This window comes from Rhodococcus sp. no. 34, from assembly GCF_054589475.1.
This window is the reverse complement of record NZ_BAAILK010000047.1, coordinates 465,162-479,274: the sequence shown is the minus strand read 5'-3', so window position 1 is coordinate 479,274 and position 14,113 is coordinate 465,162. Positions and strand designations below refer to the sequence as shown.

General features: G+C 63.2%; 15 protein-coding genes. 9 read left to right on the top strand and 6 right to left on the bottom strand.

Annotation, left to right across the window (positions count from 1 at the left end; genetic code table 11):
- The first annotated feature begins 77 nt into the window (after positions 1 to 77).
- The 3 genes from ACYP01_RS27910 (at position 78) to ACYP01_RS27900 (ending at position 2,413) form a co-directional block, all read left to right on the top strand.
- Positions 78 to 1,124, top strand: a complete 1,047-nt coding sequence (locus ACYP01_RS27910) for an ABC transporter permease (protein ID WP_039973533.1) — start codon at positions 78 to 80, stop codon at positions 1,122 to 1,124.
- Positions 1,121 to 1,861, top strand: a complete 741-nt coding sequence (locus ACYP01_RS27905) for an ABC transporter ATP-binding protein (protein WP_003943539.1) — start codon at positions 1,121 to 1,123, stop codon at positions 1,859 to 1,861. Before ACYP01_RS27910 ends, ACYP01_RS27905 begins: the two co-directional genes overlap by 4 nt.
- 111 nt (positions 1,862 to 1,972) lie before the next feature.
- A complete protein-coding gene (locus ACYP01_RS27900; RefSeq protein ID WP_003943598.1) occupies positions 1,973 to 2,413 on the top strand; it encodes a PAS domain S-box protein in 441 nt (146 codons plus the stop codon).
- Between the two features lie 6 nt (positions 2,414 to 2,419).
- Here the strand turns inward: ACYP01_RS27900 and ACYP01_RS27895 are convergent, their stop codons facing one another.
- Positions 2,420 to 3,046 carry a TetR/AcrR family transcriptional regulator gene (locus ACYP01_RS27895; RefSeq protein WP_003943606.1) on the bottom strand — a complete coding sequence of 209 codons (627 nt, stop codon included), beginning with the start codon at positions 3,044 to 3,046 and terminating at the stop codon, positions 2,420 to 2,422.
- 51 nt (positions 3,047 to 3,097) lie between these two features.
- Between ACYP01_RS27895 and ACYP01_RS27890 the strand changes: the two genes are divergently transcribed.
- Positions 3,098 to 4,069: a saccharopine dehydrogenase family protein gene (locus ACYP01_RS27890; protein ID WP_037130941.1), complete on the top strand. Its 972-nt coding sequence runs from the start codon at positions 3,098 to 3,100 to the stop codon at positions 4,067 to 4,069.
- On the opposite strand, the gene ACYP01_RS27885 is transcribed toward ACYP01_RS27890, so the two are convergent.
- The 5 genes from ACYP01_RS27885 to ACYP01_RS27865 all read right to left on the bottom strand — a co-directional run bounded on the left by ACYP01_RS27885 (position 4,016) and on the right by ACYP01_RS27865 (position 9,160).
- Positions 4,016 to 5,308, bottom strand: a complete 1,293-nt coding sequence (locus ACYP01_RS27885) for a YcaO-like family protein (RefSeq protein WP_064113845.1) — start codon at positions 5,306 to 5,308, stop codon at positions 4,016 to 4,018. The two genes, ACYP01_RS27890 and ACYP01_RS27885, sit on opposite strands and share 54 nt — an antisense overlap.
- Positions 5,305 to 6,645 carry a YcaO-like family protein gene (locus ACYP01_RS27880; protein WP_459683271.1) on the bottom strand — a complete coding sequence of 447 codons (1,341 nt, stop codon included), beginning with the start codon at positions 6,643 to 6,645 and terminating at the stop codon, positions 5,305 to 5,307. Before ACYP01_RS27880 ends, ACYP01_RS27885 begins: the two co-directional genes overlap by 4 nt.
- Positions 6,638 to 8,068: a CocE/NonD family hydrolase gene (locus ACYP01_RS27875; protein ID WP_065456374.1), complete on the bottom strand. Its 1,431-nt coding sequence runs from the start codon at positions 8,066 to 8,068 to the stop codon at positions 6,638 to 6,640. The genes ACYP01_RS27880 and ACYP01_RS27875 overlap by 8 nt, the downstream gene beginning before the upstream one ends.
- Complete coding sequence (locus ACYP01_RS27870) at positions 8,065 to 8,877, bottom strand: hypothetical protein (RefSeq protein ID WP_047272718.1); 813 nt, start codon at positions 8,875 to 8,877, stop codon at positions 8,065 to 8,067. The genes ACYP01_RS27875 and ACYP01_RS27870 overlap by 4 nt, the downstream gene beginning before the upstream one ends.
- Positions 8,878 to 8,971: 94 nt before the next feature.
- A complete protein-coding gene (locus ACYP01_RS27865) occupies positions 8,972 to 9,160 on the bottom strand; it encodes a streptamidine-related RiPP repeat protein (RefSeq protein WP_047272767.1) in 189 nt (62 codons plus the stop codon).
- Positions 9,161 to 9,252: 92 nt separating this feature from the next.
- Here ACYP01_RS27865 and ACYP01_RS27860 point away from each other — a divergent pair, with 92 nt between their 5' ends.
- The 5 genes from ACYP01_RS27860 to ACYP01_RS27840 all read left to right on the top strand — a co-directional run bounded on the left by ACYP01_RS27860 (position 9,253) and on the right by ACYP01_RS27840 (position 14,112).
- Positions 9,253 to 10,512 (top strand): MFS transporter, encoded by a 1,260-nt coding sequence (locus tag ACYP01_RS27860; RefSeq protein ID WP_065456373.1) that lies wholly within the window; start codon positions 9,253 to 9,255, stop codon positions 10,510 to 10,512.
- A gap of 84 nt (positions 10,513 to 10,596) precedes the next feature.
- Positions 10,597 to 11,664: a FecCD family ABC transporter permease gene (locus ACYP01_RS27855; RefSeq protein ID WP_042453275.1), complete on the top strand. Its 1,068-nt coding sequence runs from the start codon at positions 10,597 to 10,599 to the stop codon at positions 11,662 to 11,664.
- The gene (locus ACYP01_RS27850; protein ID WP_030535877.1) at positions 11,661 to 12,455 is read left to right on the top strand and encodes an ABC transporter ATP-binding protein; all 795 of its coding nucleotides are present in this window, start codon (positions 11,661 to 11,663) and stop codon (positions 12,453 to 12,455) included. The genes ACYP01_RS27855 and ACYP01_RS27850 overlap by 4 nt, the downstream gene beginning before the upstream one ends.
- Positions 12,452 to 13,432 (top strand): ABC transporter substrate-binding protein, encoded by a 981-nt coding sequence (locus ACYP01_RS27845; RefSeq protein ID WP_210377915.1) that lies wholly within the window; start codon positions 12,452 to 12,454, stop codon positions 13,430 to 13,432. Before ACYP01_RS27850 ends, ACYP01_RS27845 begins: the two co-directional genes overlap by 4 nt.
- On the top strand, positions 13,429 to 14,112 hold the full coding sequence (locus ACYP01_RS27840; protein ID WP_459683265.1) for a SagB family peptide dehydrogenase: 684 nt from the start codon (positions 13,429 to 13,431) through the stop codon (positions 14,110 to 14,112). Before ACYP01_RS27845 ends, ACYP01_RS27840 begins: the two co-directional genes overlap by 4 nt.
- The last annotated feature ends 1 nt before the right edge of the window (position 14,113 follow it).

Below are 14,113 nucleotides of genomic sequence, written 5' to 3'. Positions count from 1 at the left end.
GAATGTCGATCCGAGGTGCGATGGAAAGAGTCTGCATCCGCGAGAGCGTAGAGGCAAGCACAGGAAAGGAATTCACAGTGTTTGTCGCAATGAGGGACTTACGGGCAGCGCGAGGTCGTTTCGCGCTGATCTCCGTCGTGGTTCTGTTGGTTGCACTTCTGGTCAGTTTTCTCAGCGGGTTGACTGCAGGACTTCGCCATCAGAACGTGTCGGCCATCGAGGCCATGAATGCCGACACGGTGGTGTTCGCCGACACCGGAGCCGGGGCGTCGTTCGACGAGTCGGCGCTCACGCAGGACCAGGTCAACGCTTGGACCTCCACGTCGAAGGACGTCGATCCCATCGGAATCGGTCGCGGGAAAGCGGGATTGGCCGACGGAAATCAGAAGTCGGTGGCCCTGTTCGGCGCTGATGGCGGTTTCGGTGACGTGACGCCGTCGGCGTCAGGCACGGTGGTGTTGAGCGAAGGTGCCGCCCGCGATCTGGGGGCGGGCGCCGGCGATCAGGTGAGTGTCGGTACGCAGCAGTTCACCGTCAGCGCCGTTCGCGGTGACGACTGGTACAGCCATTCGCCCGTCGTCTGGATGACGCTCGACGACTGGCAGGCGGCCAATCCACGCGGCGGAGTTGCGACAGTACTGGCTGTCACCGGAGCCTCCGACGCTTCCGCAACGGACAAGGCGGCTGCGACGACGTCGACGACGGTCAGCGGTTCGCTCGACGCGATCGGTTCGTACAAGTCGGAGAACGGGTCGTTGACGTTGATGACGCTCATGTTGTTCGCGATCTCAGCCTTGGTGATCGGTGCGTTCTTCACGGTGTGGACGATCCAGCGAACTCCGGACATCGCGACGCTGAAAGCGCTCGGTGCGACTACCGGTTCGCTGGTGCGCGACGCACTGGGTCAGGCGCTCATCGTTCTGATTGCCGGTGTCACCGTCGGAATCGGGCTGACGGCCGTGGCCGGATCGCTGATCGGTGACGCCATGCCGTTTGTCCTGGACGCATCCACCACCGTCGTACCTGCCGTGGCATTGATCGGGCTCGGTCTGCTCGGCGCGGCCTTTGCACTTCGATTCCTCTCGACCACCGATCCACTCACAGCATTGGGGAGCGCACGATGACCATGACAACCGGCACCACAGTTCTCGACATCCAGAACGTCGATCTGACGTTTCCCGATGGGCAATCGCGGGTGACGGCGCTGGACGACGTGTCTCTGCGACTGCACCGCGGCGAGATCGCCGCGATCACCGGGCCCTCGGGTTCGGGCAAGTCCAGCCTGTTGGCGGTGGCGTCGACGCTGATCCGTCCGGATTCCGGGCACGTCTATCTCCGGACGCCGGAAGGCAGCACCGACATCGCTGCGCTGAGTCGGCGGGCGGCGTCGGAGCTGCGACGCTCGTCGATCGGCATCGTCTTCCAACAGTCGAACCTCGTGTCTTCGCTGACTGCACTGGAGCAGCTCGAGGTGATGGCGCATCTGGGGCAGTCCGTGTTCACGTCACGGGCCCGTCGCAAGGCCGTGAAATCAAAAGCGATGGATTTGCTGGACGCTGTCGGGCTCGCGGATCAGAGCGGAAAACGGCCGTCCCAGCTGTCGGGAGGGCAGCGACAGCGCGTCAATCTCGCGCGAGCATTGATGAACGATCCGCAGCTTCTCGTGGTCGACGAGCCCACGAGTGCGCTCGATCAGGAGCGCGGTGCCGCTGTCATGGATCTGATCATCGGGGTGGTGCGGGAACGCGAGGCGGCAACCCTTCTCGTGACACACGACCGAAGTCACCTGTCTCGGATGGATACTGTCTATCGTGTTGTTGACGGTTCCTTGGCGGAGGATCAGGAGGCGCTCGCGGCGTGACTCAGGCGGGCACGATTCGGGCATTCGTCACTGCATCCGGGCGGGAAGTCAACCCGCGATTTGCTGGGCAGTTAGACTGTTGTCGACTCGGGCAACTTGAGAGGACGTGTTATGGAACGCCGCCGCAACGTTGCGCAGCCGCCACAATCGCCGATTGCGGATCTGGAGCAGATGCCTGCCCTGATTCTCCTCGACAGGCTTCCGGTGCCGGTCATGGCCGTTCACCGCGATGGCAGCATCGTTTTTGCCAACCCGTCTTTCGCTGACATGCTGGGATATCCCAAGAAGGCCGTCTCGGCGTTGCGTTTGCAGGACATCCTCTACGACAAGGACGCCGACGACGTCAGTGCAGAGCAGGCCCATCGTGAACTGAGTTCCGAGCCGGGCTCGGTCAAGGAGTTCGTGCACTCCGACTCCACGTTGGTGCGCGCGACGGTCAGTCAGTCTCTGCTCCGACGGGACGACGACACGATCACCCTTGCCGTCCTCCACGATCTGACGGAGCGCCTGTGGAACAACCCACGGCACATCGACGACAAGCCCACCAAGTAATCCCAGCTACTTCCGGGATTTGACGGTTCGGTCCAGGCCGAGGGTGGCGGCAAGGGTGTTGACCACCCATTCTTCGTACTGTTGGCCGGTCCAACCCGCGCCGACCACGAGGTCTGTGTAGGTCTCGGGACTGAGCAGCGTGAGTGCGACGTTCACGGCTGTTTCGAGGTCGACGGTTGGCGCTTTTTCGACGATGCCGACCATCAGATGTTCCTGCACCGTGCGTCGCTGAGTGCGGTTGATTTGCCACAGGCGGGCGGCGTCCTCGTCGGCGGAAGCGGCAGCCCGCAGCGCCAACAGGATGTCTGCGGTGCGCTCCAGAATGAGCCGTCCGTGGTGAACCTGAATCCGGAGTTGCCCGAGTGGATGTGGGGCGCCTAGTGCTGCCGCCACCCACGGACGGTCGAGAGTTGCCGTCTTTTCCTCGTCGCCCGCAACGGCCACGTCGAGCAGTGCTGACAGCACGCTCGGCTTGTTGCCGAACACGAAATAGACACTCTGCACCGACACGCCCGCCGCCGCGGCAAGCTGCTTGATCGTGGCGGCCGCGTAGCCGGGATCGACAAAAACCTCACGCGCTGCCTCGATGATCTTGCGCCGCGCCGACGTGTCTTCCCGAAGAACCTCAGTCATGATTAGAGTCTAACTCTAGAGTCGAACTCTAGCGACTCGGGAGGCGAAGTAATGACGAAGGTTCTTGTACTCGGTGGCTACGGTGCCGTCGGGATTCCCCTGATGAAACAACTCGCGAAGGTCCCCGAAATCTCCGCGTACTCCGCCGGCCGTGACCCTGCCCGCGCGGACGTCGTCGTTGATCTTAAAGAACCAGGCGCGTATTCGACTGTGGTTCGAGACTTCGATGTCGTGGTGAATGCGTCGGGTTTCGAGGATGTTCGCCTGGCCGACGAAGCGGTACGCGGTGGGGCGGCATTCGTCGACATCACGGCGACCTCGAGCTACTGCGAAGAATTGGAAGCGGTCGACGGACCCGTTCTGATGGGCGTCGGGTTGGCGCCGGGATTGACCAGTGTCCTTGCAACCGAGGCGCATCGACTCGGCGACGGACCCGTGGACATCCTGATCGGCCTCGGCGGTGGAGAACTACACGGGCCGGCCGCAACGGCGTGGACGTACGGGATGTTGGGCACGAGGTTTCCTGATCCCGACGGACGATCGGTCCGCAACTACACCGGGATGAAGACGTTTCGAATACCGGCCGATGCGACCGGCTACCGCACCGGTCCTGCTGTGCGGGCCGACTTTTCGGACCAGCATGCGTTGACGCGAGACCTCGGTGTTCCGGTCAGGACGTACCTGCGATTGGACACGTCCACCGCGACGCTCGGACTTGCGGCCATGACGTGGGCACCCGCGCTACAGAAGGTCGTGCCGAAGAAGCTGTGGGGCTCGGATCGTTGGGTAGCGATGGCCCGAGCGGATACCGGCCCGGCGCTGTGGGTTTCGGGGCGTAGCCAGTCGGTCGCGACGGCAGCTATCGCCGCGCGCGCCGTGCAGGTGATTCGGGATGCCGCGATCTCGAAGCCGACGTGGTTCCACGCGGTGGAAACCACCGAGTCGTTGCAAGCGGCGGTTCCCGAACTGTCAGTGCGGCAATGGGATGGTGCGAGCCGATCGTCCGGCAAGACTGTCCACTAGTCGGGGCGAGCCGAGAAACGGCAATCCGGCGGCCGCATTGGTGAGACAACCGGGTACGACGACGCGGACGACGTGCAGGCCGGCGTGGAGAACATCAGTTGTGGTGAGATCGACCCATGCCGGCCGGAAACCGGCTGCCGTCAGAGCGCTTTCGGTGCCGGCGGCTGATGTCAGAGAGTCGAGTCCCACCTCGCCGACGACGGCACCGACCAGCTCACTCTCGAATCGTGCTTGGATCTTCGGGTCCAGGTGAAGTTGCAAGTGGCATCCGTAGTCCATCACGTCGGCAAAATCCGATCGGTAGGCGCCTGCATAGCTTCGGTCAGCTCGCCAAGGCGCAAGCGGACTGGTCGGGGAGGCCGCGGCTCGACCGATGCCGCTCTGCGGGTTGTCGTAGTCGGCGGAAAGCAGCTGCAGCTGAAGCGCTTCGCCGAGTGACTTGAACGCAGCCGTCTGCGCTTCTTCGTGGCAGGCGGTACCGATGGTCGAGTATCCGGTGAGTCCGTCGTGGACGAGGGCGCCGAGCACCGGGATCCCGAAATCGCTGTCGAATGACAACCACCTGGTCGAGAGGGTGCCGTGATTCCCCAGTCGCCGAAGCACCTCGGGAATGCCGGTGACGATCCGAACGCCGCGTCTTCCGTTCCAGGACAACGTCATCGCGTCTCGTTCGACTATCTCGCGCAAGGCATTGTCGATTGCGAACTTCACCGAGGGTCCGGCGGCGAGACCCGCCTGAGCCACCGGAGAGATCGCCGGACCCGTCCGGGCGACGAAATGAGGATACGAACCCCAGACGAGTTCGGCCGGTACCCAGATATCCGAACCCGTGATCAGGTCGGCTCCGCGAGTCCAGTCCATCTCCAGATCGTCGGTTGGTTCGACGAACGGGAACTGTGGCCGCGCGTACTGGGCAGTGTCGAAACGCGCGAGTTGTGACAGGTCGATGCTTGCTCCGATCAACGCTTCGGCCGACCCGCGGACGATCGGTTTGGCGACGATGTTGCCGCAATACCGTTCCACCGCTTCGCCTATCGCAGCTGCGGTAGGCCGCGCACGGTCACCCAGATCGAAGCAATATCCGGCGCCGGCCGAGTCACTGGACCAGGGTGAAAAGCGTGCTGAATCACTGACATACGAGTGAATCAGCTTGAACTCGGGCGGAAAGTGCTGGGGAACAACGGCGTCGACCAACTCTCGAATGATCCCAGTTCGGCGGTCGACGAGCGAAGATGTCATGCGAGGGGGACCGGCAGATGCAGATGGGTGGTCGATGCGCTGGTCAATCTGCTACCTCCAAGAAGGGGAAAAGCTGCTGGGGCGTTGTTGTACAGGCCCGGAGTCAGGATGCGGACGACGTGCAACCCGGCAATCGAGATGTCGCCGGTGGTGAGATCGACGGAAATCGGCTGGTGTCCCCGTGACATCAGAAGCGCTACGAGAGAAGCCAGATCCAACGGCGCTTCGTCGGGAATCTCTGATACCGAGAGTGTTTCGGTGTAGTCGAAGAGATGTTCCTCTGCGGCCAGGGCCATCACGGGATCGAGATAGAGTTGGGCGACGGTCGGCAGATCGACGATGTCTTTCCATTGCGGATCGAACTCGTCCCGGTAACGACGGTCGGCCCGAAAGGGTTTGTACAGGTGCGCCGGCAGCGTTCCGTCCGCCACGCTGCGCCAGGTCGGCCCGTCGGGGTCGGCGAGGTCGATCGTGATGGCAAGTACGGCATACGCCTCGACAAGCGCCTTTGAGACTGCCGCCTCCACCGTCGGTCGACAAGCTGTGCCCAGCGCGACCAGTCCACGTCGGTCATCGCGGATCCACGCTGCGGCGACGGGAATGCCGAAGGGGGAGGGAAGCAGCAGCACTCGAACGCTCCGGGTCTGGCTCTCCAGATCCCCGAGTTGGCGGTGCGCAGGCAACCGCTCCCAGTCGGAAAGCTCGATCGCCGGCTGTGACCGGTCCCCGCACCACCACAGCGCGGTGGCATCGCGTTCGAGAAGTTCCAGCAGAGCTGACATCTCGGCCTCGTCGCGTGAGCGTCCCGCTGCGATTCCGGCGTACTGCAACGACGCGATCGGTGGCTCGCAGCGACGGGTGCCTGTGTAGTACCCGAGATAAGTCAGGGCCGCAGGCACGTAGGTGGGCACCTTTTCGTCCATGGTGTGACCCAATGCCCAGCGAATGTTCAGATCAGAGGTGAAGGGAACAAAGGGGAATCCGGGAAGGCGGTACTGATCCTCGCTGTACAACGCAAATTTCGCCGGATCGACGACCCGTGAGCCGGCCAGTTCCAGCGCTGATGCACTGCTGCGGACCAGATCCTCGGGGACCATGTTGCCGCAATATCTTTCGACGGCCTCACCGGTTGCCGCCCCGCGGGCCGCTGCATCGTTGCGTATCGAAGCCCCGAATCCGTAAGGGTCCGCGCGAAACAGTGAACCGCTGCCGCCGAAGTTTCTGGTGTCGGCCACCCTCGCGGCCCAACCGACCCAGCCCGTCGGCATGTCCGAGCGAATGTGTGGTTCCAGTGAGGTCAGCACGCCGCTCCGGGCGTCGACCAGCAAGTCATCCACCGTCAGTTCCTCCGAGTATCGGCAGGGTCAACGACCCGGAAAATGATTGGTGCAGTGCGGTACTGCGTGTTCCTCGATAGCGATCACCGTCTCCGAGATTGCGTGCGAGGCGGGGGAAGTCCGAGCCGGCGATCCGCAGCGACAAGACATCACCCGCGCGCACAGTGTGCAACACGGGATCCAGATCGATGGTCACCATCGTCGGCTGCAGGCTGACACCCGCGCCACGTGCGATCGATCTGGTAACTCCAGCGGGATCTACGACGCTCAGTTCGGCGATCCAATCGGCTTCGCCCTCGGGTGAATGCACTTTCAGCTCCACCGATGGTGTTCCGGAGAGTACGGAGTCGTGCTTGATATCGAAAGTCAAGACAACACAGTTGTTTCGGTCCCGTGAGGCGTCATACAGGAAGCTGTAGGCCGCATCCTTCCGATCTGGTTCGAGATGAACGCGATTCGCACCCGTGACAAACGGTTCGGTCGACCATTCGCCGACACCCCGGTCGAATACCCGATTGATGGTCAGGGGCCGCGCAGCGAATACCGATTCCATCCACTCGACCTGAAGGCGGCCGAAACTTGTCTCGCCGACCCTTCCAGGGCGGAGGTCGTGCGCCCAGGGGCCCACGATCAAACTCTGCGGCCCGCGCCCCACGGACGTGAAGTGCCGCAGTGTCTCCCGAATCATCGCATCGTCCCAACCGCCGATGTGCAGCCCGGCGATGTCGAGTTCGGAGAGTTCGTCCGCGGACACCAGATCATCGCCACCGAAGTCTTCGCGTTTACGAGCGCGAAGGATCGGCGTCAACCAGCCCGGTGAATCGGAGGTCAGACCAACCTCCTCGATCATCGACTGCACCGGGAGATGTTCCAGCAAAGACGAATCCGAGCGCATCAGGGCAGGGATGAAACCCTCACGAGAGGAAGACGAATCTCCGTGCTCGCCCCACCACGCCAGATGCTCGGCGAGGAGAAGTATCCCCGAGGGATCACGTTTGACGCGGTCGCTTCCGATGGTCGGCACCTTGGAGACGACGCCGTCTACACGAAATGACCGATCGGCGCTGTTGGTCTCGGTAGCAAATGCCCAGGCGGTTCCTGCCGCATACGAAGCCCCGCTCGCGATGACGCACTCCGGTGTCCACGGCTGATCCTGCAGCCACTCGGCCAGGGCGGCGCTGTCCTCGCGCTCGTGGACGTAGGGTTCCCAAGATCCGGTGGAATCGTGCCGTCCACGTACGTCCTGACAGATGAAGGCAATTCCTCGCAATCGCCATTCGATCCCCTCCGCCAGATGCCATCCACGCCCGTACGGGGTGCGGATCACGATCAGTCCCCGCGGTGAAGAATCCGGTGGGAGAAGCACATCCGTAGCCAACGAAGAACCGTCTGCTGCCGGGATCTTCACGCCGAGTGAGATCACCGGAGCGTCGGCGCGGGTTCGAGAACGCCGCCGGGCAGTGGTAGCACGGGATGGCGAGTCATCATGAGGGTTCGCGGATTCATCCGGATCTGGTGGTGAAGGTGTGATGGCGGTGCGCCATGTACACCAGCCACGACGTCCGAACATGCAAGCGCACTGGCCATTGCGGCTGCGGTGGGTTCAAGTTCGAGCGGGCGAGGTTCGCTGCCGGCGAGGTGATTCCACAGTGCCTGCAGATGATCCGGGACGCGCGACGCGGCAAGCCGTCGACCGCAGACGTCCCGGTAGCTTGCGCTGCCGATACCGTCGAAGAAGGGTCCGATGCAGATCTCACCCAGCTCCGCGTGGACGCGTTGCCACGGTGTTTGGTTTCGGCGGCACCAGGTATCGAGTTCCGACCACTCGTCGTGAGGAGGAGCACCGGCAACCGACAGTACGAGGTCCGAAGACGCAACGTCGTCTTCGATTGGCGCAGTAGTGGATACGACCTCGAGATGCGGAAGAGCCTTGGAGAGCAGGGCGATGCAAGCATCGGCAACGGGCCCGATCCCGTCCATCAGCACACGCTGTGGGCGCGGAATCTCTGGCACTTGACCTGGAACAGCCAGCACGCCGCGAGAGACGAGGGCGTCGGCGATCTCGATAGCTCCCGGGCCGAGCACCGAACCAGAGCGCCTGAGAAAGTTGTCGAGTTCCGCGAGGTCTTCGGCCGGCGCGCCGATCGTGACCGCGTTCTCGTCCGGTGTCAGGTAATGCCAAACACCGTCCGTGGTCGGATACAGCTGGTGTCCGTCGGCGAGGGCGTACACGGATCTCCTTGTCGGTGCCCGCACCCGACGAGTCGGATGCGGGCGGGGTCATCGGCAGATCAGACTGTCGGAACAGTCTGGATCAGGGGAGGTTTCAGCTCTGGAAGCTGAACGGGTTGTCGACGAGGGCGTTGGTGCCCACACCCTGCAGGGCGTGTGCGGACGTTGCCTCGGCAACCGGCTCGAAGGTGAACGGGTTGTCGACGAGAGCGTTGGTGCCGACGCCCTGGAGTGCATTGGCCGGAGCCGAGTTGGAGATGCTGTCGAACGAAATGTTGCTCATTGTCATCCCTTCCGTAATGGAAACCATTTCCATTACGATGCCACCGTACGAAAGATCGCCACGGAGAGCAACAGGTACAAGAGAGTGCATACATGAGCGAGACCCCGACGACGGGATCCGTCGAAGCGCAACCACATGTCTTTCGGGACAGATCGTTTCGATTGTTCTTCACGGCTCGTACGATTGCCGTAGCCGGTGCGGCGGTCACCGGAGTGGCCATGCCGATCCTGGTGTTCGACATCAGCCGGTCTCCGTTTCTCACCTCGCTCGCGGCTGCGGGGACGGTTCTGCCGTATCTCGTGTTCGGCTTGTTCGCCGGCGCCGTGGCAGACCGAGTCAACCGGCGGACGGTCATCCTGTGTGCGCAGGCCCTAGCTGCACTTGCTTTGGCGAGTATTCCGGCAGCGCAGGCACTCGGCGTATTGACGGCGTGGCATGCCGTCGGCGTATCGATGTGCATCGGAACGTGTTTCGTGTGGTTCGACGCCGCTGCTTTCGGAGCGCTGCCTGCTCTGGTCGGTCGGCAGAGGATACCGGCGGCCAACAGCGCGCTGTGGACGTCCAGCACGCTGATCGATGTTGTCTTTCCGGCGATAGCCGGCGTGCTCGTGGCCTCGATCGGCCCGGCCTACGCATTGGGTGCTGATGCACTGGCTTACGTACTGGCCGGGCTGGCCATGGCCTCGATCGGAGCCTCGTTTTCGATTACTCCTGCGGCGCCGAAGAAGTCGGGAACCGGAATTGCGCGTGACATACGCGAAGGCCTCAACTTCCTCTGGCAGTCGCCGCTTCTGCGGGCCTTGACCGGCGTCGGCTTCGTCAATTCGCTGACGCAGGGTGCGGTTACGGCGCTCCTGGTGGTGTACGCATCCGAGAGGCTTGGGATTTCGACGTCGAGTCCGATGATCGGCGCCGTGTGGACGGCCGTCTCCGTGGGTGGAGTGGTCGGGGCAGTCTTGCTCCCACGCCTACCGGCGCAGTGGCCGGTCGGGGCGATCACGGTCGGGGCGCTGACCATCGGCCCGGTGGTGCTGTTCGTCGTTGCGACAACCGGCAATACCGGCGCCGCGATCACGGCGCTCGTCGTCTACTCCGGCTGTGCGACCGTCACCATCCTCAATGGCATCGGTGCACGTCAGCGCCTGACTCCGGATCGTCTGCAGGGGCGCGTGAACACCACGGCGAGGATGGTCGCCTGGGGTGGTTCGCCGGTCGGCGCCTTGATTGCCGGGGCAATCGCAGGACGCTGGGACATCGGCACCGCCTACCTCGTTGCGTGCATCTTTGCGCTGGTCGGGGCGCTATTCGCGTGGGCGAGCGCGCTGCGGACCGACCCTTACCCGCACAGATGAGCATGTGACTATTAATGAAAACGACTGTCGTTATGATTAGATCCACCTGTTCATGACTGCGAACCCCACCGACTCAGGAGTGCGATGACGCTGACCAGCGAGGCAGCACCACGAGTGCCGTCGCGTCCACATCCCGTCGGCGAGCGCGGGTACGTCCCGTTTCTGTTGGCCACGGCGGTTGTGCTTGTCGCGGTCTCCACCGTCGCGGTGTGGTCGGGTGCCGCGTCGGTGTCCTTTGCCGACGTGTTCGCGGTGTTGTACGCACACGTCGGCGGTCCGCCGGTCGACCCGCTGCTCGATCGGATCGTGTGGGGATTGCGGGTACCGCGCATTCTGATAGCGGCATTGGCGGGCGCCGGATTGTCGTTGGCCGGCGCCGTGCTGCAAGCGTTGGTGCGCAACCCGATTGCCGATCCGTACATTTTGGGCGTGGGTTCCGGAGCATCCTTCGGTGCAGTACTGATCATGACGACCGGCATCGGCACCGGCCTGTCGATCGGTGTCCCGGTGGCAGCCTTCCTGGGGGCCATGATCTCCCTGATCGCGGTTCTCGTACTGGGTCGGCGAGAGGGAATGCTCGTCCCGCTGCGCATGGTCCTGGCCGGAGTTGCCATCGGCTATCTGCTCTCGGCTGCAACAAGTTTTGTGCAGTTGCGCGCCGATCCGAGTCAGCTTTCGGGAGTGCTCTTCTGGTTGCTGGGCTCGGTGAGCGGGGCCAGTTGGTCGGATCTCGGTGTGCCCGCCGCGGTGATCACCGTCTGTGCGGCAATTCTGTTGACACAATCGCGCCAACTCAACGCGTTGGCCATGGGAGACGAGAGCGCGCAATCGGTCGGCGTGGACGTGCGCCGTACCAGGTTGCTACTACTGGTGATCGCGTCGTTGCTGACCGCGGTTGTCGTATCCGTCGCCGGGGGAATCGGTTTCGTGGGGCTGCTCGTGCCGCACGCCGTACGACTTCTGGTCGGTTCCGATCACGGCAAGCTGCTCCCCGCGACCGCGTTGGTTGGTGCCACCTTCCTGGTGATCGTCGATCTTGCGGCTCGGATGTTGGATGCGCCCAACGAATTACCACTCGGGATCATCACCGCCGGATTGGGTGCACCGTTCTTCCTCTGGTTGCTTCGACGGGACGGCGGTGCGCAGTCATGAGATTGTCGGCCAGCGGAATTCACGTCGTTCGGGGCGGACGCCTCGTGGTTTCGGGTGTAGACCTCGAAGCGCCCGAGGGAAGCGTGGTCGGACTCGTCGGACCGAACGGCAGTGGAAAGTCCTCCCTCCTGCGCGCGTTGTATCGCTCGATGAAGCCTCGAAGCGGAATCGTGAAGGTGGACGAGGTGAATGTTTGGGACGATCTCTCGCCTCGATCGGCGGCACGCATCATCGGTGTTGTGGGGCAGGAGCATTCATCCGATTTCTCGTTCAGTGTCCGCGAGGTGGTTGCAACGGGTCGGACGCCGCATCACAGCGCGTTCTCTCGAATCGGCGAGATCGACCGAGACATCGTCAGCGCCGCACTGGTGCGAACCGGCATGCAGGGCTTTGGATCACGTCTCTTCGCCGAACTGTCCGGCGGAGAAAAACAGCGTGTGATGTTGGCCCGGGCGATCGCTCAACAACCGTCGGTGCTGGTCCTGGACGAGCCCACCAACCACCTCGACATCCGTGCTCAACTCGAATTGATGGAATTGGTCGCCGAACTCGGTACCACGACGATTGTCGCGATCCATGAACTCGCTTTGGCCGCAGCGTATTGCGACTACGTCTGTCTGCTCTCCGGCGGGGTAGTTGTCGCGACAGGACCAACGGCCGAGGTCCTCACCGAGGACCTGCTGTCCGAAGTATTCGGGGTTCAGGTGCATCTCGGCACTCATCCGTTGACCGGGCGCCCCCTGCTCTCGTTCGCACCTCCGCTCCTACACACGAAAGAAGCAGTGTCTTGAAATCCTCGATACGTACTGCCGCGCTGATGTGCTCGGCCGTTACCGCCACTGCAGTACTGACCGCATGCGGAAACTCCACGGCGGATTCGGCGGCGTCGGCGTCCGAGAAGATCACCGTCACCAATTGTGATCGCGAGGTCACGGTGCCCAAGACGGCGGAGCGGATTGTCTCGCTGTATCCGTCGATGACGGAACTTCTCATTCAGCTCGGCGCCGCCGACCGCATTGTCGGACAATCGAATACCGACCTCTCTCCTCCCAGCCCCGAACTCGCTGATCAGTTCGCGGCCGTGCCGGTACTGAGCACCGGAGTTCCCGCGAAAGAAGCATTGCTCGACGCCCGTCCGGATCTGATCGTCTCCGACGGGGAATACTGGTTCGACGGTGACCGATTGCAGACCATGGACGAATTGCGTGACCTCGGCATCCCGATCTTCGTGAACAGCGGCTACTGCCACAAGGCCGTCACCGAGGGGCGGATCGACGACGTCTGGTCCGACCTCGACGGTCTCGGCGCCTTGACCGGAACAAGTGACGCGGCAGCAACCCTCCTGACCGACGGCAAGAAGTCCCTCGCAGCAACCGAGGCATCTGTCGCCGGGCAGGAGCCGGTTCCCACTGTGATGGTTCAGGTTTCGGAGGGACAGTCCTATGCTCTGGCCAGGGGCCTCTACAGCAGTGTGCTCGAGGCCGCCGGGGGAAGCAATCTTTTCGAGAACGACCTTCCCGACGGAAAGTACTTCGGCCAGGTAGCCACGGAATCGGTGCTCGCGAAGTCGCCGAAGGCTGTCCTCGTCGTCTACTCCACCGAGTCGGCTCGGGAATCCACCCTGGATGCTGCGCGGACGGCATTTGCCGGAACCCCCGCCGCGGCGTCGAATGCGATCTTTGCCGTTCCGGAGGCGTGGTTCGCCGGCGAGTTGGTCTCGATCGACGGGGCCGGCGAGGTGTCTCGCCTGCTGCACCCGGGTTCGTGACCGCACTCGAGCGAATCGAGGCCGTCGTATCGCTGCATGCAGTGTTGGACCGGACGGTGAGTCCGTCGGAGCTACCGTTCGACGAGCACGCACTGCCGCCGGTGACGTGTGAATCCGTGGAACTGCCGGCCGCGACGCCACTGCCGGCCTGCGGGTTCGCGGACGTCTTGCAGGCACGACGGAGCCGCTACGACCCCGCACAGACGGTACTCCGAGCAGGCGAGCTGTCAAACGTGTTGCACCACAGTGTTGTCAGCAGCCCGACGGCGGGCGGGATGCGCGAACTGACGCTGTCGTTTGTTCTCAGCCGACCCGGAGACGAGCTCGGAGCCGGGGTATACCGATATGCCCGAGGCCGTGCCGAAGCTGTCCGGCCAGGCGACGTGCGAGAGCACCTTCGAGCGAGCCTGCTCCAACCCGAGTTCGTCGACGTGTTCCCGGTTCTTCTGTTTGTGGTCGCCGACGTCGAAGCGCCACTTGAGAAGTACGCGATGCGGCACTACCGCACGATGCACGTGGATGCCGGTGTGCTGGTTCAGAATCTGTACCTCGTGACCGAGGCGATGGGACTTGCGGGCTGCGCCATCGCAGGATTCACGGATGCGCGAGTGGCATCTCTGTTGAATCTCGCGACGACGCAGCTTCCCGTCATGGCTTTTGCACTCGGGAGGCGCAGCTAGG

What these genes read in the sequence shown, in the direction of transcription:
- ACYP01_RS27865 (WP_047272767.1), bottom strand. Translation starts at nt 9,160, where the DNA reads ATGAGCAACATTTCGTTCGACAGCATCTCCAACTCGGCTCCGGCCAAT.
- ACYP01_RS27890 (WP_037130941.1), top strand. Translation starts at nt 3,098, where the DNA reads ATGACGAAGGTTCTTGTACTCGGTGGCTACGGTGCCGTCGGGATTCCC.
- ACYP01_RS27855 (WP_042453275.1), top strand. Translation starts at nt 10,597, where the DNA reads ATGACGCTGACCAGCGAGGCAGCACCACGAGTGCCGTCGCGTCCACAT.
- ACYP01_RS27900 (WP_003943598.1), top strand. Translation starts at nt 1,973, where the DNA reads ATGGAACGCCGCCGCAACGTTGCGCAGCCGCCACAATCGCCGATTGCG.
- ACYP01_RS27885 (WP_064113845.1), bottom strand. Translation starts at nt 5,308, where the DNA reads ATGACATCTTCGCTCGTCGACCGCCGAACTGGGATCATTCGAGAGTTG.
- ACYP01_RS27905 (WP_003943539.1), top strand. Translation starts at nt 1,121, where the DNA reads ATGACCATGACAACCGGCACCACAGTTCTCGACATCCAGAACGTCGAT.
- ACYP01_RS27850 (WP_030535877.1), top strand. Translation starts at nt 11,661, where the DNA reads ATGAGATTGTCGGCCAGCGGAATTCACGTCGTTCGGGGCGGACGCCTC.
- ACYP01_RS27895 (WP_003943606.1), bottom strand. Translation starts at nt 3,046, where the DNA reads ATGACTGAGGTTCTTCGGGAAGACACGTCGGCGCGGCGCAAGATCATC.
- ACYP01_RS27860 (WP_065456373.1), top strand. Translation starts at nt 9,253, where the DNA reads ATGAGCGAGACCCCGACGACGGGATCCGTCGAAGCGCAACCACATGTC.